The organism is Halomicrobium sp. HM KBTZ05 (assembly GCF_041530035.1).
Taxonomy (GTDB): Archaea; Halobacteriota; Halobacteria; order Halobacteriales; family Haloarculaceae; genus Halomicrobium.
On the sequence record NZ_CP168057.1, the window covers coordinates 982,145 to 1,004,697 of the forward strand.

A 22,553-nucleotide genomic window follows, 5' to 3' on the forward strand; every position below is an offset into this window, starting at 1 on the left:
AAAACTATTTTTTATGCGTAGGTAGACTGATCGAACACGTATGTCAGAAAGTACCAGTAGGTCGGTCGAATGTCCGCTGTGTGGCGAAGCGTTCGATCCGACCGCTGCAGGGGGGTGGTGTACCAACTCGGAGTGTGGCGAGTGGCAGTACGACGGGGAGATCGAGGCGGCCACGGACGACGAGCCCGAGGCCGAGACGGGGGAGGACGACCCGGAGGGCGACGCCGTCAGCGACAACCCACTGTTCGGCGACGACGAGCTGGACCTCGAAGATCCGACGGACTCGCAGCCAGACGCCGAGCCGGACGACTCGCCGCTGGGCGACGCGGCGAGTGAGTCCGCAGACACCGCGGACGAGGCGACCGACACGGCGACAGACGAGCCAGAGCGCCCGAGCACCGAGGACACCGACGACGCGCCGGAACCGGGCGACGCCGTCGACGAAGCGGTCGACGAGACGAGCGAGCCCGCCGACACCGTCGACGAGGGGAGCGTAGAGACGAGCGAGCCCGACGAGGCGGTGACGCTGGGAAGCTGTCCCGAGTGTGACACCGCCGTCGATCCGTCCGACGCCTTCTGTCCGGGCTGCGGTGGGGATCTGGACGCCCACCGCACCGCCGACGAAGACGAAGACGAAGACGAGACGACCCTCGACGCCTGTCCGGAGTGTGGCAGCGACGTGGGTCCCGACGACGCCTTCTGTGCGTCGTGTGGCGAGGATCTGGATGCCCACCGCGGCACGGACGAGACGACCCTCGACGCCTGTCCCGGCTGTGGGAGCGACGTCGAGCCCGACGACGCCTTCTGTGCGTCGTGTGGCGAGGATCTGGACGCCCACCGCGGGAGCGACGCGAGCGGGACCGTCGCTCCGTCTCGACTCGCGCTCTCTGCGTACGGGCAGTCCGTCGTCGTCGGCGACGACGAGACCGTCGGTCGAGAGATCCGGTCGCTGCTCGCCGACGCCGGGGAGGACGACGACACGTCCGTGCTGATCCACCGCGAACACGTCCGCTTCGTGCGCGAAGACGACCAGTTCTACGTGGTCGATCTCGGCGACAATCCCACCGAACTCAACGGCACTCGGCTGTCGAAGGGCGATCGAGAGCCGATCGGTCCCGGTGACGAACTCCGTCTGTCGGACGTGGTCTCGCTCGACGTCGAGACGCCCTGACGACGGAGCGAGCGGTCTCTTTCTGGTGACCTGCGAGGAGCGACGACGTTCGGAACTCTCTGACAGCGTGCCAGACAGTTACGTAGCTGGCCGTCGAAGCGTCGATATGGCTCGACGGAGCGTCCTCTTTGCCCCCGGAGACCAGCCCGAGAAACTGCGGAAGGCGGCCGACAGCGGGGCCGATGTCGTCGTCTTCGACCTCGAAGACGCCGTCGTTCCCGACCGGAAGCAGGCCGCACGCGAGGCGGTCCGTGACGTGCTGGCGACGGTCGAGTCGACGTGTGAACTGTGCGTGCGGGTCAACCCGGTCGACGACGGCGCGGCCAGAGACCTCTCGGTCGTTCTGTCGGGTGGCGAGCCCGACAGCGTGATGGCTCCGAAGGTACCTGACGCCGACGCCGTCGAGACGGTGGCCGGGATGCTCGCCGAACGCGACGCGAGCGTCCCGGTCCTGGCACTCGTCGAGTCGGCCGCTGGCGTCCTCCACGCCGAGGCGATCGCCGCCGCCGACGCGACCGACGCGCTCCTGTTCGGTGCCGAGGATCTGGCGGGCGATCTCGGGGCGACCCGGACCGAGAGCGGTCGCGAGGTCGCCCACGCGCGCCAGCACGCACTACTGGCGGCACGTGCGGCGGGCGTCGACGCGATCGACACCCACTATCCGGCGTACGAGGACGAGGCGGGGCTGCGCGAGGCGGCCACGGAGGCCCGGCGGCTGGGCTACGACGGCAAGATGGCGATCCACCCGGCGCAGGTCCCGGTCGTCAACGCGGCGTTCACGCCGGACGACGAGGCCATCGCCTGGGCCCGCCGGATCATCGAGGCCAGCGAGGCGGCCGACGAGCGAGCGCGTGGCGTGTTCGTCGTCGACGGGGAGATGATCGACGCGCCACAGGTTCGCCAGGCCGAGCGCATCCTGGCGCGGGCAGCGGAGTGATCCCGTCGGCGGCCACTGCCAGACGAGTCGTGTGATGCGTCAACTGTCGACACACTTTTGCGCCCACTGGCCGTCACTTCCGGCATGTCCGAGGTCAATCCCTTCGAAAGTCTCCAGGAGCAGATCGACGATGCCGCGGCGTTCGTCGCGGTCCCCGACGACGCGCTCGAACGCCTCAAGCGGCCGGAACGGGTCCTCGAAACGACGCTGTCGGTCGAGCTGGACGACGGCTCCATCGAGACGTTTCGCGCCTTCCGGTCGCAGTTCAACGGCGACCGCGGCCCGTACAAGGGCGGAATCCGCTATCACCCGCAGGTCTCTCGCGAGGAGGTCACGGCCCTCTCGGGGTGGATGGTGTACAAATGCGCCGCCGTCGACATCCCCTACGGTGGCGGCAAGGGCGGAATCGCCTTCGACCCCAGCGACTACTCCGAGAGCGAGGTCGAGCGCATCACCCGCGCGTTCGCGACGGAACTGCGGCCGCTGATCGGCGAGGATCGGGACGTGCCAGCGCCCGACGTGAACACGGGCCAGCGCGAGATGAACTGGCTCAAAGACACCTACGAGACCCTGGAGAACACGACTGCGCCCGGCGTCGTCACCGGCAAGGCGATCGAATCCGGCGGCAGCGAGGGCCGCGTCGAGGCGACGGGCCGGTCGGTCGCGATCGTCGCTCGCGAGGCCTTCGACTACCTCGGCGGAGACATCGCCGACGCAACCGTCGCGGTCCAGGGGTACGGCAACGCGGGCTCTGTCGCGGCCGAACTGATCGCCCAGCAGGGCGGGACCGTCGTCGCGGTCTCTGACTCCTCGGGGGCGGTGTACGACTCGTCGGGGATCGACACCAGCGCGGCCAAGTCGTTCAAGCGCGAAACCGGCTCGGTGACGGGCTTCGAGGGAGCTAGCGAGGAACTGAGCAACCGCGAGTTGCTCACGCTGGACGTGGATCTGCTCGTGCCGGCGGCCCTGGAAAACGCCATCGACGCCGCCATCGCGCGTGACGTACGTGCAGACGTGATCATCGAGGCCGCGAACGGTCCGCTGACTCCCGACGCCGACGACGTACTGGCAGACCGCGAGGTCGCCGTCTTCCCCGACATCCTCGCCAACGCTGGCGGCGTCACGGTGTCGTACTTCGAGTGGGTCCAGAACCGACAGCGCTTCTCGTGGTCGCTGGACCGGGTCAACGACGAGCTAGAGACCGTGATCACGTCGGCGTTCGACGCCCTGATCGAGCGGTACGAGGCGACCGACGCGCCGACGCTGCGGACCGCGATGTACGCCGTCGCCATCGAGCGGGTCCACCGCGCGGCCACGGAAGCCGGGACCTGGCCCTGAGGGCTGTCGCGGACCACTCGCTTTTCACCGTTGCCCGCCTAGGGCGTCACATGAGCGTCTACGAGCGGTCGGTTCGCGTCGATGCGCCACTGGCAGACGTGTGGGAGTTTCACTCGACCGGGGACGGGCTGGAAGCCCTGACGCCGGACTGGATGAACCTCGTCATCGAGGAGTCACGCGGCCCAGACGGCGAACCGGACCCCGACGTGCTCACGGAAGGGTCCGTCATCGTCTCGTCGGTCCGGCCGCTGGGTGTCGGACCGCGCCAGACCTGGACCTCCGAGATCGTCGCCCGCGAAGAGAGCGACGAGCACGCGATGTTCCGCGACCACATGACCGAAGGACCCTTCGCCCACTGGCTGCACACCCACCGGTTCGTCGCGGAGGGCGACGCGACGCTGGTCCACGATCGGATCGAGTACCAGTTCCCCGGTGGCCCGCTCGGCAAAGCGATCGGTCCATTCGCCTACGTCGGCTTCGAGCCGATGTTCCGGTACCGACACCGGACCACGAAGCAGCTGTTAGAGTAGTCTCCGAAAATCGCGCTCGAACGGGGTGTCCGCGTCAGCGGCGGCCAGCGTCGCGGGTCCCGTCCGTTCCTGGGTCGGTCCCACCGTCCGTCGCCGTCGCGTTCACCTCGAACTTCGCCAGGAGCGACTGGAGACGCTCGGCCTGCTCGCTGAGGGCCTCGACGCTGGTGCTGACCTGGTTCATCGACGCGGCCTGTTGCTGGGCCGCCGCGGACGCGCTCTCGGTCTCGTCTGCCGTCGACTCGCTGATGTCTGCGACCGCTTCGACCATCGAGACGGTTTCCTCGGTGCTTGCCGCCTGATCGTCGGTCGTCTCGCTGATCTGCTGGATGCCGTCGTCGGTCTTCTCGGCGTTTTCGGCGACCTGCCGGAACGAGTCGGCGACCGCTTCGACGGCCTCGACCTCCGCCTGCATGTCCGCTTCGGCGCTGCGGGCCGTTTCGACGGTCGCGTCGGTCTGGCTCTGGGTCCGCTCGATCCGCTGTTCGATCTCGGCGGCCGACTCCTGGGTCTCCTCGGCCAGTTGCTTGACCTCGTTGGCGACGACGGCGAACCCCTCGCCGCCACCGGTCCCGCTCTCGCCGCCGGCACGAGCAGCCTCGATGTTGGCGTTGAGCGCCAGCATGTTCGTCTGCTCGGCGATGTCGCCGATCAGCTCGACGATCTCGCTGATCTCGGCCATCTGCTCGTCGAGGAGTTCGACGTTGTCGACCGTCTCGTCGATGGCGGCCTGAACTTCGCGTGCGTTCTCGATCGCCTGCTGTGCGGTCGTCTCGCCGGCCTCGGCGATCTCGGCGGTCTCGCGCGATCTGTCGGCGACCGTCTCGGCCGACGCGGCCACCTCCTCGACCGTCGCCGAGAGGTCGGTCATCTCGTCGGCGACGCTTGCGAGCCGCTCGCGTTGTTCGCTCGCGCCGCTCGCAATCTCCTGTATCGAACCGCTCATGCCCTCGCTGGCCTGTTTGACCTCGTCGGCGCTGGCGTTTGCTTGCATGCTGGCGTCCGCGACTTCCTGGGCGAACGACTGGATCTCCTGCATCGTCGCTTCCGTCTCTGCGATCATCTCGTTGAACGAGACCGCGATCTGGGCCATCGCTTCGCTGTCGCTGTCGGTTTCGAGGCGCACGGTGAGGTCACCGTTTGCCGCTCGTGCCATCGCTGCGCTGCAGTCGTCGGCGTCGGCCTCCAGTCGCTCGTACAGCTGTTCGACCTCTTCGCGTTTGGCCTCTGCCTCGGCTTTCGCCTCCTCGGCCTCGGCTTTCGCACGCTCGATCTCCGCCTGCTTGGCCTCCAGATCCTCGACCTCTTCGGTCTTGGCGCGGGCCTGTTGAAGCTGCTCCCGGGCCTGCTCTCGGGACCGCTCGGTCGAGTACCAGTGTGCCATCAGCGCGCCGGCCAGGCCCAGGACGAACGCGGCGTGGATGAACGCCCAGGCCCACGGGTTGTTGATCGCGGCAGCGTGGTTGTACACCCGGCTCGGATCGATCATGCCGAAGTAGCCGTGCTGGAGTGTGACGTAACCGATCCCCAGGACGAAGGGGAGCCAGTCCTCGTAGACGGCGACGACGGCCATCACGACGAAAAAGTGGAAGTGCGCTTCGATGTAGCCCCCCGAGAAGTGGACCAGGAATCCCGAGGTCGTCACGAGCCCCAGCGTCGCGAGCGCGGTCCGAGTTCGCCGCTTGAACAGCGGCAGCCACGCAACGATCGCCAGCGTGACGACGACGCCGACTTCCGCGAGGACGTTCGTCACTGGGATCTCGGGCAACTGCGCGCCCGTCACCATCGACTCCGTTCCGTCGGCGAGACCGAGTGCCAGCAGGAAGGGCACGTGTGCCACCAGCAAGAGGAGGATGTTTCGGTGGCGTCCACGCCACGTTTCGTCGGGAATCGTGTCGCCGCTCGGAATGTACTCGACGAATTCTCGGAGCGTCGCTCCCCAACTTCGTCGACTGTGGTTCTGGTCTGGCCCCGCTGCGATGTCCGCCATAGCTGACCGTGGGGAGATGACAGCAAAAACGATGTGGCCGCGCTATCAGCGCCAATAATCGGGCGGGTCGTTTCCGACCGTTTCTCTCAGCACACCCGGTTACGCCGGTGTCGCCGGAGTTATTTATGTCACTGTTGCGAACTCCTGCCTATGCACGACGTTGTCATCGTCGGCGGCGGCCCCGCCGGCCTGAGTGGTGCCCTGTTCACCGAGAAGAACGGTCTCGACACTGTGGTCTTCGACACCGACGAGACGTGGATGCACAAGGCACACCTGTTCAACTACCTCGGCATCGACTCGATGGACGGCTCCGAGTTCGTCGCCCAGTCTCGCGAGCAGGTCGAGGAGTTCGGCGTCACGCTGCGAGACGAGGCAGTGACGGCCGTCGAAGAGACCGCCGAAGGGTTCGCGGTGACGACCGAAGCGGTGTCCGAGGCCGGCGACCAGACCGGTGGCGACCAGACCGTCGAAGGGCGCTACCTCGTGCTCGCGACCGGCGCGGACCGGTCGCTGGCCGACTCGCTGGGCTGTGCGTTCACCGACGAGGACACCGTCGACGTGACGGTCTCGATGGAGACCAGCGTCGAAGACGCCTACGCCACCGGCGCGATGGTCCGAGCGGAAGAGTGGCAGGCGGTCATCTCCGCTGGCGACGGCGCGGCGGCGGCGCTGAACATCCTCTCGAAGGAGAAAGGCGAGCACTTCCACGACTTCGACGTACCCGCCGACGCCGAGTGACGGCCGGCCACCGTCTCGCCGACTTCCCAGCGTTCAAGCCATCGCTGTTCCACGTACGGCCGTGAGCGACAGTGTTTCTCGGCCGCGTCTCGCGCTCGCCGTCGCGGTCGTCGCGATCAGCACGAGCGCGATCCTGATTCGCTGGAGTACGGCACCGCCGGTCGTCGCCGCGTTCTATCGGGTCCTGTTGACGACCGCGCTGCTGGCTCCCCTCTTGCTCGCTCGCCACGCCGACGCGCTCGGCGACCTCTCCGGACGGCACCTGCTGGCCGCCGGCCTCACGGGGGTGGCGCTGGCAGCACACTTCGCGACCTGGTTCGAGAGCCTCTCGTGGACCAGCGTCGCCGCCAGCGTCACGCTCGTCCAGTCCCAGCCGATCTTCGTCGTCACGGGCGCGTGGCTCCTCCTGAACGAGCGCGTGACCGGGCGGACGGTTCTGGGAGTCGTCGTCGCGATCGCCGGGATCGTCGTCATGTCCCTCGGCGATCTGCTGGGCGGGACGGCCGTCGGCCCGCGACCGCTGTACGGCAACGCCCTCGCGCTGGTCGGCGGGCTGATGGCCGCCGGCTACGTCCTCGCCGGCCGGTCGCTGCGGCAGCGACTCCCCCTGCTCCCCTACGTCACCGTCGTCTACGGCGTCGCCGCGCTGGCGCTGCTGGCGGTCGTCCTCGCACAGGGCCTCCCGCTGACGGGCTACGAGAGCCGGGAGTGGCTCCTCTTTCTCGGCATGGCCGTCGGTCCCGGCATCCTCGGACACACCCTCGTGAACTGGTCGCTGGCCCACGTCGAATCGAGCCTGGTCAGCGTGACGCTGCTTGGCGAACCGTTGGGCAGCGCGCTCCTGGCGTTGCTCTTGCTCACGGAAGTGCCGTCGTCGTGGACCGTCGCGGGCGGAGCGGTCGTCTTGGCCGGGATCACGCTGACCGCGCGGTCGTCGGAGTGATCGCCGCTACTGCTCTGCGAGTTTCTCGATCTCACCTTTGAGTCCGGCGGCCTCGAAGTCGTGGTCCGGCCGGATGTTGACGAAATCGAGGAACTCGCGGGCCGCGAGCAACTCTGCGGGCGTGTAGTGGTCGGCGGCCGCGTCGACGGCCCGCCGCCCGCCGGTCAGGGGCGTCAACGCACCCAGGGCACACGCGAGATCGTAGGATCGGGCGTCGTCGATCGCACCGTCACGGACGTTCGTCGCGTCGATGAAGTACAGTTCGCCGTCGGCGACGAGGACGTTCTCGGCCCGGAAGTCCCCGTGTGCGAGCCCCGCGTCGTGCATTCGGTGGAGGAAGTCGAAGACGGCCGGTGCGAGGTCGCTCGCGGTCTCGTCCGACAGCTCTTCGAGGACGGCGAAGTCGGGGATGTACTCCAGTACGAGCACCCCGTGGCCCTCGTACTCGAAGGCCTCGATCGGCTCGGGCGCGTTCACTCCCAGCTCGCGCATGGTTCGGGTCGCCGCCAGCTCGTGGTCGGCCATCTCGTAGGGCGTCCCGAAGTGCTCGAAGAAGCCTTCGGTCCCCGAGGAGAAGGCCCCGAGGTTCCGGCCGGCGGTCAACAGCGCGTGGACCAGGGAGTTTTGCTCGGTGATCAGCTTCACGAACCAGCGATCGTCGACGGCCATCGGCGTCGACAGCCAGTTGTCCGCGTCGAGGAACTCGACGCGAACCGACGGCTCGTCGTACCGCTCGCACATCTCCCCGGCGACGCCCTCCAGGGTCTCCCAGGGGACGCGACCGCGCAGGAACCGTCGAAACGCCATGAGCGTACCGAGGGGGGCCACACTCAAAGCGGTTCTGACGCCGAAAAACATATAATATGATACACTTTTGTTTTCAGTCCTTGTACTTGCTCCCAAATCCTTATTATCTCACTTTCAACACCGTCATTATGTAATGAAATCTCTCGACTCGTACGACGTTCCTGTCGACGCGGACGACCACGGCGAATTTGTTGTCTGGGACCTTCGGTCGTGGAGCGGTGACGTAGAGACGATGGAAGCGATAAACGAAGCATGGGTCGCGACCCACGAGCCAGCACAGAAGGTCGGTACCATCTCCGTCTTCCCGGACAGCGTCGTGGTTGACGGACAGATCCAGAGTTTCATCTCCGAAGGATGGAACGAGGCGGCGAAGGCGACGGGGCTGGAGTATCTGGCTATTGTCGGACAGAACCTCCAGACCATGGCTGTCGAGCAGCAGATCGACGCTCCTTCCATCGAGGAGATCCGCGCGTTCCAGTCCGTCGACGACGCAATCGACTGGTTGAACGCGGCTACCGCGTAGCGCCCGCCTCATCGGTCTGTCGTCACCATGCTATATGTTCGCTCGCCTCGAAGGCAGCGATATGGACTTTACCCTCCCCGACGAACACCGGATGATTCGCGATTCGGTCCGGGAGTTCTGTGCGGCCGAGATCGAACCCATCGCCCAGGAGATCGAAGACGAGCACCGCTTCCCCGCCGAGATCTTCGATCAGCTGGCCGAACTCGACGTGATGGGGGTCCCCATCGACGAGGAGTGGGGCGGACTGGGCGGCGACCAGCTCATGTACGCCCTCGTGACCGAGGAACTGGGCCGGGTGTCCGGCTCGATCGGGCTCTCTTATGCCGCCCACGTCTCGCTGGCCTCGAAGCCGATCGAGCTGTTCGGCACGGACCAACAGCGCGAGCGCTGGCTCCGGCCCCTGGCCGAGGGCGAGTATCTGGGTGGCTGGGCGCTGACCGAGCCAGAGAGCGGGAGCGACGCCAGCGACATGAGCACGACCGCGACCAGAGCGGGCGACGAGTGGGTCCTCGACGGCACCAAGCAGTTCATCACCAACGCCTCGGTCGCGGGCTCGCTCGTCGTCAAGGCCGTCACCGAACCGGGTGCGGGCTACGACGGTATCTCGACCTTCCTCGTCGATCCCGAGGCCGACGACGGGTTCGAAGTGACGACGGAGTGGGAGAAGATGGGGCTGAACGCGTCCCCGACCTGTGAGATCCGCTTCGACGACTGCCGGATTCCGGCAGACAGGCTCCTCGGCGAGCCCGGCGACGGCTGGGAGCAGACGAAGAAGACCCTGGACGGCGGGCGTATCTCCATCGCCGCCCTCTCCGTGGGACTTGCACAGGGCGCGTTCGAAGCCGCCCTCGAATACGCCAAAGAGCGCGAGCAGTTCGGCCAGCCAATCGGCGAGTTCGACGCCGTCCGGGACATGCTCGTCGAGATGGACCGCAAGATCGAACGCGCCCGTCTGTTGACCCACAAGGCCGCGACGAAGTACGATCAGGGCGAGGACGTGGGACGCCTCTCCTCGATGGCCAAGCTCGACGCCAGCGAGATCTGCCGGGAGGTCGCCGAGGACGCCGTCCAGGTGCTCGGTGGGTACGGCTACACGACCGACTTCGCACCCCAGCGGTTCTACCGGGACGCCAAGCTGATGGAGATCGGCGAGGGGACCAGCGAGATCCAGCGGCTCGTGCTGGGACGCGAACTGGGACTGTAACTCGTACTGCCGGCTGTCAGTTCGTGACGAGCTTCGCCACCTCGGGGTGGCGAAATCGGTTACAGATGTACAGCCGGTAGTATCACTTCGCCTTCAGGTTGTGGACGGCGTCGAGCCAGTCTTCGACCTCGGCGGTCGGTTCGATGGCGTCGGCGATGGCGTCGGCGGACTTGTAGGCCATCGGGGCTTCGTCGCGGACCGATTCGACGACCGACTCGGAGTAGACGCCCTCCATCGCCGCCTCGAAGTCCGCCATGTCGACGGTGCGGTGGGCCTCGCCCCGGCCCATCACGCGGCCCGCGCCGTGGGGGGCCGTGTCGTGCCACTCGTCGTTGCCCCGCCCGCGTGCCAGCAGCGACCCCTCGGCCATGTTGAAGGGGACGATCAGTCGCTGGCCCTCGCGGGCCGGCGTCGCGCCCTTGCGGATCGTCAGGTCGCGGAAGTCGACGTAGTTGTGGATCGACTGGAACCGCTCGACGGGCTCGACGCCGATGGCCTCGCAGATCCGGTCGGACATGACCGCGCGGTTCCAGCGGGCGTACTGCTGGGCGAACAGCATGTCGACGTAGTAGCCGTGGGCCTCGCGACCCGCCAGGTAGTCGAGATCGGTGTTGCGGTCGCCACTGTCGGGCCGGAGGTCGCCGAGGCGGTCGAAGACGGCTTCGATCTCGCCGCCGTCGAACGCCTCGCGGATGGCGTCTTTCCGGAGGTGAGACTCGCCCTTGCCGCCGGTGACCCACTCGTAGAGGTCTCGATCCGAGACGGCCGTGGGGTCGAACTTCAGGTACTCGTGGTACCGCTCCGGAAGCGACTCGCGGATCGTCGCGACGTTGCGCCGCTCGGTCGCCTTGCCCTGCCAGTACTCGGCGACCGACTTGCCCAGGTATCGCGAGCCGCTGTGGACGATCAGCCAGTAGTCCCCGGTCGTCTGGGCGCGAGCGAACTCCACGAAGTGGTTGCCACCGCCAAGCGTCCCGACGCCCCGGATGACGTAGCCCATGCTCTGGCGTTGCTGGGCCAGCACCCGCTCACAGAGGTCCTCGAAGTAGTCGGCGTCGTAGCCGTCGAAGTCGAACTCCAGGGGATCGATCGCGGTGCCGAACTGCTCCTCGAAGCTGGCCGTGAACGCCTCGAAGACCTCGTTGGCCCGCTCGAAGGGGAACGCCTCTATCAGGTGGACCGCGTCGTCGTAGTCGTGGACGGCCTGCCCCATCGGGATCACGTCGCGCACGCGGCGCTCGCGTTCGGCGTCCGAGAGCGGGAGCGTCGAACCCAGCTTCGTCGCGGCCATCCCACAGCCCACGTCGACGCCGACGATGTTGGGGACGATGCGCTCGCCGAGTGGCATCGTGAAGCCGATCGGTGCGCCGGCTCCCCAGTGGGTGTCTGGCATCACGCGGACCGGTTCGGTGAACGCGGGGTGGTCGATCAGCGTCCGGATCTGGTCGAGGCAGTTCTCCTCGACAAGCGACTCGTCCTCGACCATGACCCGAGCCGTGGTGTGGTCTCCCGTCAGTTCGATCATACGCGAGAGGTACTCCGCTCGCGCGCATGAACCTCACGGTGCCGTGTGATCGGGTGCCAGGAGGCCGTAGCGGTACACGTCGACGTACTCGCCGTCGACGAACGCCTGCTCTCTGTGGACGCCCTCTCGCTCGAAGCCGACCTTCTGGAGGACGCGCTGAGAGCCCTCGTTGAACGCGAAGGCGTTGGCGTACACCTTGTGGAGCCGCCGCTCCGTGAACGCGTAGTCGACGAGGGCTCGGGCCGCCGCCGTCGCGTAGCCGTTCCGGTGGTAGTCGGGGGCGATCCAGTAGCCAAGCTCCGCGTTGCCGAAGGTCTCGTTCACGCCGTTGAGACCGACGGTCCCCACCGGCTCGCCGTCGTCACAGACCAGCAGGTGTACGTCGTCTCCCTCGACGACGTGGCGCTCGTACCACTCCTCTTCGGCGCTGCTGGTCAGCGGATCGGTCGCGGCGAGTCCCGGACGGACCGTCGGATCGTTCAGCGTCCGCCGACAGAAGTCGAGGTCTTCGCGTTCGATCGTCCGCAACTCGACGCCGTCGCCGTCGATGAACAGTGGGCCGGGCATACGCCAACCCACCGGCGAGACACACCTGAGTGTTTCCCCGGCGTGGTGTGTGTTATCGCGTCTTTGGACACACCGCGCTTTCTTGTGCCGGTCGCTCCTCCGTCGGGGTATGCTCGACGCTGGCGACCCCGCTCCCGACTTCGACCTCCCGCGACCGCTCGCCGACGGCGACGAGACCTATCGCCTCTCCGCGGCGGCCCACGAGGCCCCGGTCGTGGTGGCCTTCCTCGGCGCGGACGAGTCCGGGACGGCGCTCCTCCGTGATCTCGCCGCCGTCGACTGGTCGCGATCGATCGACCGGCTCTCGGTGCTCGGCGTCGGGATCGCGGACCTCGACACCGTCGAAGCGCTGGCCACGGACCTCGATCTCCCGTTCCCGCTGCTCGCGGACCCGAACGCATTCTTCGCCGAGCGGTACGACGCCCTCGCGGAGACGCCCGACGGCTGGCGGCCTCGGCGCGCACTGTTCGTCGTCGACCGGTCCTGTCGGTTCCGGTTCGCGTGGCGGGCCGAGGACCCGGCCGCGGATCCGCCGATCGACGACGTGCTCGGAGCGCTCGAATCGATCTGAACTGTCGACAACGTGATCGGCGTCACAGTTGTCGTCTCCTGATACTGCCGGCTGTACCTTCGTGAAGATCTTCGCCACCTCGGGGTGGCGAAATCGGTCACAGATGTACAGCCGGTCGTATGAAAATCCCACCAGTGTCGGCCGACCGGCCAGCCGAAGGGTGGGACTTTCTGGTTGTTCGCAGTCGTTCCGTCGGCATTCACAGGAGCCACGACGAGTACGAGAGTCGAATCGCTCAAGCCTCGCCAGACCGAGCCACGCCTATGGGCACGACGCTCGCGACGCGGGAGGCACAGGCCGAGGAAGTCATCGAGCGACTGCACGAGGAGTATCCCGACTCCGCGATCTCGCTGAACTACACCAGTCGTCTGGAACTGCTCGTCGCCGTCGTCCTCTCGGCGCAGTGTACGGACGAACGGGTCAACGAAGTGACCGCAGACCTCTTCGAGAAGTACCAGTCCGCTCGTGACTACGCCGAGGCCGACGAGGAGCAACTGGCCGAGGACATCTACGGGATCACGTTCCACAACAACAAGGCCGGCTACCTCACGGCGGCCGGCCAGATCATGGTCGAGGAGTACGACGGGGCGGTGCCAGACACCATGTCCGGGCTCACCGACCTGCCGGGCGTGGGGCGCAAGACGGCCAACGTCGTGCTCCAGCACGGCCACGACGTGGTCGAGGGGATCGTCGTCGACACGCACGTCCAGCGCATCACGCGACGGCTGGGACTGACCAAGGAAGAGCGCCCCGAAGCGATCGAGGAAGACCTGATGCCGGTCGTCCCCGAGTCGGAGTGGCAGCAGTTCACACACCTGCTGATCGACCACGGCCGCGCGGTGTGTGACGCTCGCAATCCCGACTGCGGCGACTGCGTGCTGGCCGACATCTGTCCGTCCGAGAAGGGCGACGGCGACGTGGACCTCGCCAGCGGCGAGCCCTGGTCGTGATCGAGTGCGCGTCGGCCCGTCACAGCAGGTATCTGATGACGTAGCGAACGACGCCGACCACGTAGGCGAGCAGCCAGAAGATCACGTAGCCGAAGACGCCGATCCGGAGGCGACTGCGCCAGTGGTCCATCCGGTCGCCCCCGATCTCGTCGAGCAGCAGTTCCTGATCGTACTCCTCGTAGAGGTCGTGTTCGTACTTCGCCCCGAAGATGCGGACGATCCCCGTCATCCCGAACAGCAGCATCGCGTAGGCCTGCAGTCCGAGGACGGCGTGCAGCGCCGAGAGCCCGCCGAACTGGTCGGGCAGCCGGGGGAGCATCCAGCCCAACATCGGCACCGTCGTCAACACGAGGCCGGTGACGACGAACTTCAGGTGGTGCATCAGGACGCCCCAGGTGACGGGCTCGGTCTCGATGATGTAGTACGCGCCGTAGAGGAAACACGGGAGACTCGCGGTCACGGCCAGGAAGACGATCGTCGCGACGAGGGCGTCGGAGACCGGCATACCCCACCTAGGGAAAGCCCGCGCTAAAACGTGCCGGAGACCCGGCCGCGTTGCCGGACGGCGACAGCGGTGATGTCAGAAAGCACAAGAGCCTTTGGGACCTAGCGTCGCCACATGGCCGACCCGCAATCGACGCCGCCGGGAGACGAAGCCGACCAGCAGGGGGCGACAGCCGACAGCGGGATCGACGCCGACGACGAGCAGTCGTCCGGGCCAGCAACCGACGAAGCGTCGGTCGAGGCGCTCCGGGCGGAAGTCGAAGAGAAGTACGACTTCGACGACTTCGGCCCCGAGGACATGGCGAAGATGACCGCCGAAGAGTGGGAAGTCGCCTTCGAGGAGGAGAGCTGGATCACCGGTGGTGAGTTGCTCGATCGGGTGGCCGACGACCTCCGCTCGCGCGTCGCCACGCGCGAGGTGTTCGCCCGCGTCGAACGCCACACGGACCCCCAGCGCGTGCTCGCCTACTCCGACGAGGGGTACGCGCTGGTCTTTCCCGACGGGACCGTCGAGGGACACGGGACGGTGCTGCGCGACGTGAAGCCGACCGTCGCGCTCTGTTCGATGGACGACTACGACGTGCCGGAACCGCCCAGCGACGATCCGCTCCCCGAACCGGAGGAGGTCCCCGAGGGCGGCAACGAACTGGGCAACTGGATGCTCCAGTTGATCGCCGGTGTCCAGTTGCTCGCCGGACTCGTGCTGATCGGCGGCGGTATCCTGGCCGCCGCCGGTCAGATCGGCGGTGAAGGTGCGAGCCCGGTCCTCCTGATCGTCGCCGGACTGGCGTTCCTGGCGATCGCGCTCGTGCTCTTCCTGGTGGTCGCCAACGCCCGCCTCTCGGACAAGTTCCGCTCGGAGGAGTACCGCGATCGGCTCCGGGCGATCGGCCTCTCGGACGGAGAGCGTCCGGAGTTCGTGCCGGCGCTGGAACCCGACGGTTCCGGGGAGAGTGAGGACGGTCAACACGAAGGATAACGGTGCCTGCTGGCGGTATTCGGTGGGTTTATACAAATTCGGTCCTGAGTTTCGCACGTCTATGAATAGGCGGGAGTTCGTCCGGACTGCCGGGGGTGTCGCTGGGGCCTCCGCGGCCGCCAGCGCCACCGGCGCTGCCGTCGCCCAGGAAGAGGAAGGCGGCGATGGCGGCAGCAGTGGCGGCCCACCGGATTACGGCGACTGGTTAAGCAGCGTGAGCAACTTCGACGGCGAAACCGTCGACGCGACGGGCCAGGATTCGGCGACCGTCAAGGTCGGCACCCAGGCAAACAGCGGTGCCTTCGGTTTCGGCCCACCGGCGATCCACGTCGACAACGGCGCGACCGTCAAGTTCGAGTGGACCGGCGAAGGCGGGCGACACAACGTCGTCTCCGAGGGCGAAGGTCCACTCGATTCCGGGAGCGCCGTCGAGACGACCGGTGTCGAGTACGAACACACCTTCGAGGAGGACGGCATCTACCCGTACTACTGTTCCCCGCACAAGAGCCTCAACATGAAAGGGGCGATCGTCGTCGGGACCGACTACGCCACCGCGGGCGGTGGCTCTGGCGGCGAGGGCGGTGGCGTCGAGACGCTCGACCCGGAGGAAGCCGGTGTGCCCATCCAGCCCCACTGGGTCGGTATCGGTGCGGGTCTCGCGATGGTCGTCTCGACGATCTTTACGTTCTACCTGCTGAAGTACGGTGAATCGGCCAACACCAAAGGAGGGAACAACTGATGTCATCGACAGGCTCTAACTACGGCGACATTCATCGCTACGAACAGCCACGAGAGAGTACGGCGGCGGCCCTGGGGATCGTCCTCCTGACGATCATCGAGGTCGTCTTCGTCGGCCTGTTCACCTACGGCATCCTCGCGGGCTGGGCCTCGGGTGTCGGGCCGTCCCTGACAGCACGGATCATCAACGCCAACATGTTCATGGGTGGCGTGTTGACCGTGATCTTCATCGATCTCGCGTTCATCATGCTGTTGTATCGCAAAGAGTTCCTCCCGGACGTGATGATCGTCAAGAAGCGTCGTCGCAAGTGGGAAGACCTCTACATCCGCGAGGAAGACGTCGACGGCGAGTCCTTCGGCGGCGACGATCCTATCGAGAGCATCAAGCGAGCGGTCTACCCCTACTACAAGAAATAACTATGCCACTAGACGAAGACAAGTATCCGGCCGAATCCGGTCGTCGACGGTTCGTCAAGGGCGTCGTCGGGAGCGCGACGCTGTCGAGCGTCGGCGCTGGCGGCGCAGCAGCCCTCGACAGTACCACGTCGTCGGGCGGTGTCGGTGGCGGTTCGTCGACGTACGTCGCGATCGAAAACACGGCAGGTCCGGCTCCACGCGGCATGCCGATCATCCCGATCACGATCGAAGACGGGGAACTGAACGGCCTCTGGCCGGAGTACGATCCCGAGCGTGGAATCGCGATCGAGGACGACTTCGGCGGGAGCGGGATCCCCTACTCCTCGCAGATGCTCCAGTACTGCGGGCTCCAGACGGCAGAGGGCGTCCAGCCCCAGGCCGATCAGAACAACACGTTCACCATGACGACCGGTGACTACGACTGGCAGTCCGAGTACTCCGACGGCGACCCCCTCACCGTCGATATGTTCGACAACTACGAGGAGTGGGGCAACGACATCGGGAGCGATGGACTGGGCAAACCCGCGACCGCGAACTGGCGGTCCGATGGTGACGCACAGAGCATCACCGTGCAGGTCCTCCGATCCCCGGAGGTCCCCAAGATCGCGAACGGAGAAGGCAAGTACTCCAGCGTTCCGGGCCCGGTCCAGCAGTACTTCGCCGAGGCGACCGAACAGTCCTTCATGGCCTGGGTCAACAAGTGTACCCACTTCTGCTGTAACCCTGGCTACAAGACGCTGTCGGGCGCTGCTGCGTACAACGCCGAAGACAAGGTGTACTGCCAGTGCCACCAGTCGGTGTACGACCCGTTCAGCCCGACACAGGTGACCTTCACCGCGCTGCCGCGGCCACTATAGAACAATGAGTTTAGAACGCAAAGACGACCACGACCACAAAGGGTGGATGGAGTCCAGAGAGCTGACGACGCTCGAATCCATCTACCTGACGGCGCTGCTGTGGCTCGACAAGCGACTGCGCATCGTCGACTACCTGGAACTGCTCGAAGACCTGTACTACAAGGTCAACATGCAGATGCCAAAGAGCCACACGGAACAGTACAACCTCGACAACAAGTTCTGGTACTGGTACCCGCTGTACGCGCTCGGATCGTTCTCGACGATCTCCTACGTCGTCGCGGCGATCTCGGGTGCTCTGCTCGGGTTCTACTACGCACCGGCTGCGGCCGCCTCCGACGGGACCGCGACGGTCGCCTACGAGTCGGTCCAGATCATCATGGGCGAACTCAACCTCGGGTACCTCCTGCGGTCGATCCACCGCTGGGCCGCGCAGGTGATGGTGGCCGCCGTGTTCCTCCACATGCTCCGGGTCTACTTCACCGGCGCGTACAAGGAACCCCGTGAGGTCAACTGGATCATCGGCATCGTGCTGATCTCGCTGACGCTCGTGTTCGGGTACACGGGCTACCTGCTGCCCTGGAGCCAGCTGAGCTACTGGGCCGGCCAGATCGGCGTCGAGATGGCGCTGTCGATCCCGCTCATCGGCGAGTGGGTCGCACAGCTGATGTTCGGCGGGTTCACCCTGTCACAGAGCACGTTACAACGGATGTACATCCTACACGTGTTCTTCCTGCCGTTCATCACGACTGCGATCATCGCAGTCCACATCGGTATCGTCTGGATGCAGGGCATCGCTGAACCACACTAATCATGAGCGACAACGACACCAACGACGACGTTCGTACGGACGGTTCCGGTACAGGCATCGTCGCGCCGGACGACGAGACGCCGACGTGGCGAGAGCGCAAGGAACGAACCGAGGGACTCGCCCGCCTGACCTACGAGTACTTCGAGCGGTCCCGGCGTGAAGATCAGGACCTGCGCCAGCAGTCGGACTACGTCGAGCGCGACGTGTTGGCGTTCCCGGCCTGGCCCCACGAGATGATGCGCAACCTCGCGCTCACCTCCTTCTTCGTGGGGATGATCCTGTTCCTCTCGGCGGCACTCCCCCCCGAGATGCCCCACCCGGCCAACGCCAACAAGACCCCGGCGATCATCCTGCCCGACTGGTATCTCTACTGGTCCTTTGGCCTCCTGAAGATCCAGAGTCTGAATCCGGAGATAAGTCTCCTCGGCGGCCAGAAGCTGATGAGCGACCGGATGTACGGCGTCATCGCGAACGTCGTCGTCGTCGGCATCGTCGCGATCGTCCCCTTCCTCAACAAGGGCTCGGCGCGGCGACCGGTCGAACAGCCGTTCTGGGCGGCCGTCGGGATGGCCGGCGTGGTCTTCAGCCTGACCATCGCGGCGCTGTCGGTCCAGAACCTCATCCCCATGGGGTCGGATCTCCTGCTCGACCTGAGCTTCCTGTTCCCGATCGTCTGCGGAGCGATCACCTACGCCGCGCTCCGGACGATGCGAGAGGGGTACATGTTCAACCTCAACCGTCGTTACTACCGGCTGCGACCGCCGAAGTAACTCGCCGTCGCTCTTTTGTCGCCGTCTCGCCCGATATAAGTAGCTGCCGCTCCTAGAGCCGTCGATGACGGACGAACAGTCGGTCGACGCGGGCACAGACCAGGACCGTGACGTGGTCGTCCCCCTCCGGGTGTACAAGACCGTCACCGTGTTCTCGACGCTGTTTGCGGTCGTCGGCGTCGTCGGTGGCTTCGTGCTCGTCGACCGAGCGACGGAACGAGCGACGCTCCCGGCGTCGGAGATCGACCCGATCGTGGCACTCGCCGGGATCGGACTGATCGTGTTCGGTGCCGTCGTCTACGCCTTTTCGACGCGCTTTCGCACCGAGGAAATGGGAAAGTCTAAAGACGACGCTGCCGAAGATTCAGGTAATGGCTGACGAGTTCATCAAAGGGCTATCTGCCCTCGTGATCGGGGGTCTCGGCTGGATGACGGTCGCCGGCTGGTACAGGACTCCGAGCTTCGAAGGCGCACAGCTGACCGGCGAAGCGCCCCCCGCAGAGGCGCTGACGGTCTACGATCAGGTGGCCCTGTTCATGGGCGACGCGTTCTTCTGGTTCGCCATCATCGGCGCGCTCACGTTCTGGCTCCTGATCCCGCTGGTCGAGGAAGGCCGCCAGGTCTGGGCCGAGCGTAGCAACTGACCGACGGCGTCGTTCTCGCTGCTCCCGCACGTGAGATCGACAGCCGCTTTGCTCTCTTCCGTGCCATCGCAATATGCCGCTGTCCCGTGGGCGACGCCAGAGACATCGTCTGTGCTGTCTGTGATGTATCGAGCGTAGCGCCCCGCTCGTGACGGTGACGGCCGACTGCATCGCGTCGTCGCCGAGCCGGCGAGCGCGCTGCCGGCGTCGAAACGGGAGCTGCCGATCACAGAACAGAAACGTGGCCACGAGTGCGTGTGGCCGATCGGAGACGAAGCGACGACTGTCGGACCCACCACTGATCGGTAGCAATCACGGCCGGCCACACGCCACGTACGGTTGACCGGAAAACGGCGACGGCCCGTCTCATACGGATTATTGTAGCCGTTTTCCCGGTCGACCGCACCACGGTGTGCGGTCAATCCGGGAAAGATCTACAATAATCCGTCTCAGAGGATCGTTCCGAGCGTCCCGGTAAAGAGCATCTGGAAGCCCAGGTACAGAAGCGACAGCGTCCAGAGGCTCAGCGACGCCTTCGGCCGGTCCAGCGGGATGTCACGACGGGCTTCGACCTTCCGGGACTCGAACTCGAAGAGATCGGTGATGAGCAGTCCCGCTACGAACATCGAGAGGACCATTCCCCCGTGGTGGTTGACGGTGAGGTAGTAAAACGAGGCCAGCATCAGCAGCACGTTGGTCGCCTCGTGAGGAATAAAGCGGCTGATCGCGTCCGCACCGCCGTCCTCGTACTGTTCGACGTGACGGTTGTGGGCGAGGTATCGCGTCACCATGTTGGCGACGACGAGCGCGAGCAGGACAGGCTCGATAAAACTCTGGAGCGTGTCCAGCTGCCCGAAGATGTTGACGAACGGCTCCATAGAAGCAAATCCGTCCGACGCCCATTAGTGTCTTTCCAATTCTCGGTCCGAGCTACGGGAATCTGGGTCGGCTCGCCGGGAGCACGGCGACCGTGACCGAGCGATCCGTCGTCAGCGTCACCGTCTCACCGGGTGGGACCGGAGCGACGGATCGATCGTCGGCGAACAGCGTTACGTCGGCCTCGTCCCGCTCGACAGTGAGAGTAATCCGTTCGTCGCCCACGAGCCAGTGGTCGGGGTTGGTCGCGAAGGGTGCGATCGGAGCGATCGCGAGGACGCCGGTCTCGGCGGCGACGACCGGCGTTCCGACCTGCCGTGCGTACCCGGGCGTTCCGGCCGGCGTGGCGACGACGACGCCGTCGGCCCGGAACTGCCCGACGCGGGTCGCCCGTGCGGTGACGGCGAACTCGGAGATCCGGGCGGCCTCCGACGTGACGAGCGTCGCGTCCAGCAGGGCGCGGTCGACTCGCTCGCCGTCTAGCTCGACGGCTACGAGCGGGTGGGATTCAGTCGTCCACTCTCCGGCGACGATCGAGTCGGCCGCCTCGACGGCGGCGTCTCCGGGAACCGAGCGGAGTCCACGACCCGCCTCGACGGGAACGACCGGCATCGACGGGTGCTGGCGTGCGACCGCGAGCGTCGCGGGTTCGCCGACGGCGACCACTACGTCGGGGGCATCTGCGACGACGGCCTCGGCCGTGCCGGTTCGCACCCGCCCCCCTGCGTCTTCGATTGCATCGACGAGATCGTCGTCGATCTCACCGACGACACCGACGACTGGTGCCCCAGAACTCATTGGTAGTGCATCCGAGTGGCCGGCAAAAAAGCTGCTGAACGACCGCGACAGTCAGGCGCTCAGTCGCCGACGGGCGTACTTCACGAGCGTCGGCAGGTCCGAGAGGTGCAACAGCTTACTGATCGCGCGCTTCTCGCCGGCGTTGACGCGTGCGAGCGTCCCCGCACTGACTTCCTTCAGGTCGGCCATCAGCTGGTCGTAGCGACTGTTGGGGACGAGATAGAGCAGTTCCGTCATCAACAGTCGCTCGCGAGCTCGTGGTGCGACCTCGCTGTGCCAGAGCTTGTCGTAGGTCGCCATCGTCTCGGCGTCGGTGTTTGGCGTCTCGGGCGTGAGGCAGGCGTCGGCGGTGATCGCCGCCATCCGGGCCGACTTCATCCCCTTGTGGATCCCCTCGCCCCACAGCGGATCGATCGTCGGGACGGTGTCGCCGATCGCCATGAACGAGTCCGTACTCATCGAGGACGGCCGCTGGATGTGTGCCGAGCCGCGGTGTTGTTTCGATTCGAGCTTTTCGGCGTCGTCGAACCGGGGATCACGGTCGAGCCAGTAGTCGAGGTAGTCGTCGATGCCCATTCCCTCCTTCGCTCGCTGGCTGTGGGAGTCGTTTTGGATGTAGCAGAGCCCGACCTTCGCCGACCGCCCGCCCGTGTGGAAGATCCACGAGTACCCACCCGGTGCGAGGTCGTGGTCCAGCCGGAGCATCATCGCGTCCCGGAGGTCGGCGTACTCGGGGTGGTTCACGTCGACGTTCTCGAACTCGTACTCGATTCCGATAGCCTGGTGCTCGCGCTTCAGGTCACACACGTCGAGTTTCTTCGCCAGCGGCGCGGCCGGTCCCGTCGCGTCGACGACGATCTCGGCGTAGACCTCCCGATCGCCGTTGTAGCTGACGCCGACGATCTCGCCGTCCTCGGTGATCGGCGCGGTCACCCGCGAGTCGAAGCGATACTCTGCGCCCTTCTCGCGGCTGTCGGCGACGAGGAACTGCTTGAACTCGGCGAACTCGAGCACCGCGCCGGCCTGATCCTGGACGTAGTAGTCGTTGGGCGATTCGAGGACGACGCTGTCCGTGTACTGCATGACCACGTCGTCGGGGATCGAAAACGACGCCATCATCGAGGGGAAGGTGCCCGCCGTCGACTTGTTGCTTTGACGTGGGAACCCGTCTTCTGGCTCCGTTTCGAGGACGAGAACGTCGTAGTTCCGCGCAGCCAGGTCCCGGGCACACTGGGCCCCTGCTGGCCCGGCACCGGCGACGACCACGTCAAAACGCTCACTCATATCCTGTGATACGACGTGCCGGTAATGAGTCTTGCTGAACGTCGTCGCCGCGTCTCTCGAAAGCGTAAAGCCCCCGCCGAGCAC

At 66.0% G+C, this 22,553-nt stretch carries 26 protein-coding genes; 18 read left to right on the forward strand and 8 right to left on the reverse strand.

Annotated features, from left to right (window positions below; all coding sequences use genetic code 11):
• Positions 1–40 precede the first annotated feature (40 nt).
• The 4 genes from ACAH01_RS05080 (at position 41) to ACAH01_RS05095 (ending at position 3,976) form a co-directional block, all read left to right on the forward strand.
• Complete coding sequence (locus ACAH01_RS05080) at positions 41–1,171, forward strand: zinc ribbon domain-containing protein (RefSeq protein ID WP_372480458.1); 1,131 nt, start codon at positions 41–43, stop codon at positions 1,169–1,171.
• Between the two features lie 106 nt (positions 1,172–1,277).
• A complete protein-coding gene (locus ACAH01_RS05085) occupies positions 1,278–2,108 on the forward strand; it encodes a CoA ester lyase (protein WP_372480459.1) in 831 nt (276 codons plus the stop codon).
• Between the two features lie 84 nt (positions 2,109–2,192).
• Positions 2,193–3,446 carry a Glu/Leu/Phe/Val dehydrogenase gene (locus ACAH01_RS05090; protein ID WP_372480460.1) on the forward strand — a complete coding sequence of 418 codons (1,254 nt, stop codon included), beginning with the start codon at positions 2,193–2,195 and terminating at the stop codon, positions 3,444–3,446.
• A gap of 50 nt (positions 3,447–3,496) precedes the next feature.
• Positions 3,497–3,976 (forward strand): SRPBCC family protein, encoded by a 480-nt coding sequence (locus ACAH01_RS05095; protein ID WP_208626730.1) that lies wholly within the window; start codon positions 3,497–3,499, stop codon positions 3,974–3,976.
• A 34-nt stretch (positions 3,977–4,010) separates the two neighbouring features.
• Here the strand turns inward: ACAH01_RS05095 and ACAH01_RS05100 are convergent, their stop codons facing one another.
• On the reverse strand, positions 4,011–5,966 hold the full coding sequence (locus tag ACAH01_RS05100) for a methyl-accepting chemotaxis protein (protein WP_372480461.1): 1,956 nt from the start codon (positions 5,964–5,966) through the stop codon (positions 4,011–4,013).
• A 150-nt stretch (positions 5,967–6,116) separates the two neighbouring features.
• On the opposite strand from ACAH01_RS05100, the gene ACAH01_RS05105 reads away from it, so the two are divergent.
• Positions 6,117–6,704, forward strand: a complete 588-nt coding sequence (locus tag ACAH01_RS05105; protein WP_372480462.1) for an NAD(P)/FAD-dependent oxidoreductase — start codon at positions 6,117–6,119, stop codon at positions 6,702–6,704.
• Between the two features lie 61 nt (positions 6,705–6,765).
• A complete protein-coding gene (locus tag ACAH01_RS05110) occupies positions 6,766–7,647 on the forward strand; it encodes a DMT family transporter (RefSeq protein WP_170095087.1) in 882 nt (293 codons plus the stop codon).
• A 6-nt stretch (positions 7,648–7,653) separates the two neighbouring features.
• Here ACAH01_RS05110 and ACAH01_RS05115 read toward each other — a convergent pair whose 3' ends face one another.
• A complete protein-coding gene (locus ACAH01_RS05115) occupies positions 7,654–8,454 on the reverse strand; it encodes an RIO1 family regulatory kinase/ATPase (protein ID WP_208626726.1) in 801 nt (266 codons plus the stop codon).
• Positions 8,455–8,587: 133 nt separating this feature from the next.
• Here ACAH01_RS05115 and ACAH01_RS05120 point away from each other — a divergent pair, with 133 nt between their 5' ends.
• Together ACAH01_RS05120 and ACAH01_RS05125 are read left to right on the forward strand one after the other, a co-directional pair.
• Positions 8,588–8,977 carry a hypothetical protein gene (locus ACAH01_RS05120; RefSeq protein ID WP_170095085.1) on the forward strand — a complete coding sequence of 130 codons (390 nt, stop codon included), beginning with the start codon at positions 8,588–8,590 and terminating at the stop codon, positions 8,975–8,977.
• 61 nt (positions 8,978–9,038) lie between these two features.
• Positions 9,039–10,181 (forward strand): acyl-CoA dehydrogenase family protein, encoded by a 1,143-nt coding sequence (locus ACAH01_RS05125; protein WP_372480463.1) that lies wholly within the window; start codon positions 9,039–9,041, stop codon positions 10,179–10,181.
• Between the two features lie 82 nt (positions 10,182–10,263).
• Here the strand turns inward: ACAH01_RS05125 and ACAH01_RS05130 are convergent, their stop codons facing one another.
• The gene (locus tag ACAH01_RS05130) at positions 10,264–11,706 is read right to left on the reverse strand and encodes an RtcB family protein (protein ID WP_372480464.1); all 1,443 of its coding nucleotides are present in this window, start codon (positions 11,704–11,706) and stop codon (positions 10,264–10,266) included.
• 33 nt (positions 11,707–11,739) lie between these two features.
• The gene (locus tag ACAH01_RS05135; protein ID WP_170095082.1) at positions 11,740–12,273 is read right to left on the reverse strand and encodes a GNAT family N-acetyltransferase; all 534 of its coding nucleotides are present in this window, start codon (positions 12,271–12,273) and stop codon (positions 11,740–11,742) included.
• A 109-nt stretch (positions 12,274–12,382) separates the two neighbouring features.
• On the opposite strand from ACAH01_RS05135, the gene ACAH01_RS05140 reads away from it, so the two are divergent.
• Both ACAH01_RS05140 and nth read left to right on the forward strand, forming a co-directional pair.
• Positions 12,383–12,844: a redoxin domain-containing protein gene (locus ACAH01_RS05140; RefSeq protein ID WP_372480465.1), complete on the forward strand. Its 462-nt coding sequence runs from the start codon at positions 12,383–12,385 to the stop codon at positions 12,842–12,844.
• 263 nt (positions 12,845–13,107) lie between these two features.
• Entirely contained in the window at positions 13,108–13,794 is a 687-nt protein-coding gene (gene nth / locus ACAH01_RS05145; protein WP_372480466.1) for an endonuclease III, read from the forward strand.
• A gap of 19 nt (positions 13,795–13,813) precedes the next feature.
• Here nth and ACAH01_RS05150 read toward each other — a convergent pair whose 3' ends face one another.
• Positions 13,814–14,299, reverse strand: coding sequence for a hypothetical protein (locus ACAH01_RS05150; protein ID WP_153554099.1), 486 nt, complete (start codon positions 14,297–14,299; stop codon positions 13,814–13,816).
• 114 nt (positions 14,300–14,413) lie between these two features.
• On the opposite strand from ACAH01_RS05150, the gene ACAH01_RS05155 reads away from it, so the two are divergent.
• From ACAH01_RS05155 to ACAH01_RS05190, 8 genes are all read left to right on the forward strand, one after another.
• On the forward strand, positions 14,414–15,277 hold the full coding sequence (locus tag ACAH01_RS05155) for a hypothetical protein (RefSeq protein WP_372480467.1): 864 nt from the start codon (positions 14,414–14,416) through the stop codon (positions 15,275–15,277).
• A 61-nt stretch (positions 15,278–15,338) separates the two neighbouring features.
• Positions 15,339–16,016: a halocyanin domain-containing protein gene (locus ACAH01_RS05160; protein ID WP_372480468.1), complete on the forward strand. Its 678-nt coding sequence runs from the start codon at positions 15,339–15,341 to the stop codon at positions 16,014–16,016.
• A complete protein-coding gene (locus ACAH01_RS05165) occupies positions 16,016–16,432 on the forward strand; it encodes a hypothetical protein (protein ID WP_372480469.1) in 417 nt (138 codons plus the stop codon). The genes ACAH01_RS05160 and ACAH01_RS05165 overlap by 1 nt, the downstream gene beginning before the upstream one ends.
• Positions 16,433–16,434: 2 nt before the next feature.
• Positions 16,435–17,289 carry a ubiquinol-cytochrome c reductase iron-sulfur subunit gene (locus ACAH01_RS05170; RefSeq protein ID WP_372480470.1) on the forward strand — a complete coding sequence of 285 codons (855 nt, stop codon included), beginning with the start codon at positions 16,435–16,437 and terminating at the stop codon, positions 17,287–17,289.
• A 4-nt stretch (positions 17,290–17,293) separates the two neighbouring features.
• Positions 17,294–18,097: a cytochrome bc complex cytochrome b subunit gene (locus ACAH01_RS05175; protein WP_170095075.1), complete on the forward strand. Its 804-nt coding sequence runs from the start codon at positions 17,294–17,296 to the stop codon at positions 18,095–18,097.
• A gap of 2 nt (positions 18,098–18,099) precedes the next feature.
• On the forward strand, positions 18,100–18,867 hold the full coding sequence (locus ACAH01_RS05180; RefSeq protein WP_170095074.1) for a cytochrome bc complex cytochrome b subunit: 768 nt from the start codon (positions 18,100–18,102) through the stop codon (positions 18,865–18,867).
• 64 nt (positions 18,868–18,931) lie between these two features.
• A complete protein-coding gene (locus ACAH01_RS05185) occupies positions 18,932–19,246 on the forward strand; it encodes a hypothetical protein (protein ID WP_153554092.1) in 315 nt (104 codons plus the stop codon).
• A complete protein-coding gene (locus tag ACAH01_RS05190) occupies positions 19,239–19,511 on the forward strand; it encodes a hypothetical protein (RefSeq protein ID WP_170095073.1) in 273 nt (90 codons plus the stop codon). The genes ACAH01_RS05185 and ACAH01_RS05190 overlap by 8 nt, the downstream gene beginning before the upstream one ends.
• A 449-nt stretch (positions 19,512–19,960) precedes the next feature.
• Here ACAH01_RS05190 and ACAH01_RS05195 read toward each other — a convergent pair whose 3' ends face one another.
• Genes ACAH01_RS05195 through ACAH01_RS05205 form a run of 3 tightly spaced genes read right to left on the reverse strand, consistent with a single transcriptional unit; the run spans position 19,961 to position 22,469 of the window.
• Positions 19,961–20,389 carry a hypothetical protein gene (locus ACAH01_RS05195; protein ID WP_170095072.1) on the reverse strand — a complete coding sequence of 143 codons (429 nt, stop codon included), beginning with the start codon at positions 20,387–20,389 and terminating at the stop codon, positions 19,961–19,963.
• A 52-nt stretch (positions 20,390–20,441) separates the two neighbouring features.
• Positions 20,442–21,185, reverse strand: coding sequence for an ATP-NAD kinase (locus tag ACAH01_RS05200; RefSeq protein WP_372480471.1), 744 nt, complete (start codon positions 21,183–21,185; stop codon positions 20,442–20,444).
• 51 nt (positions 21,186–21,236) lie between these two features.
• A complete protein-coding gene (locus tag ACAH01_RS05205) occupies positions 21,237–22,469 on the reverse strand; it encodes a digeranylgeranylglycerophospholipid reductase (protein WP_372480472.1) in 1,233 nt (410 codons plus the stop codon).
• Positions 22,470–22,553: the final 84 nt, after the last annotated feature.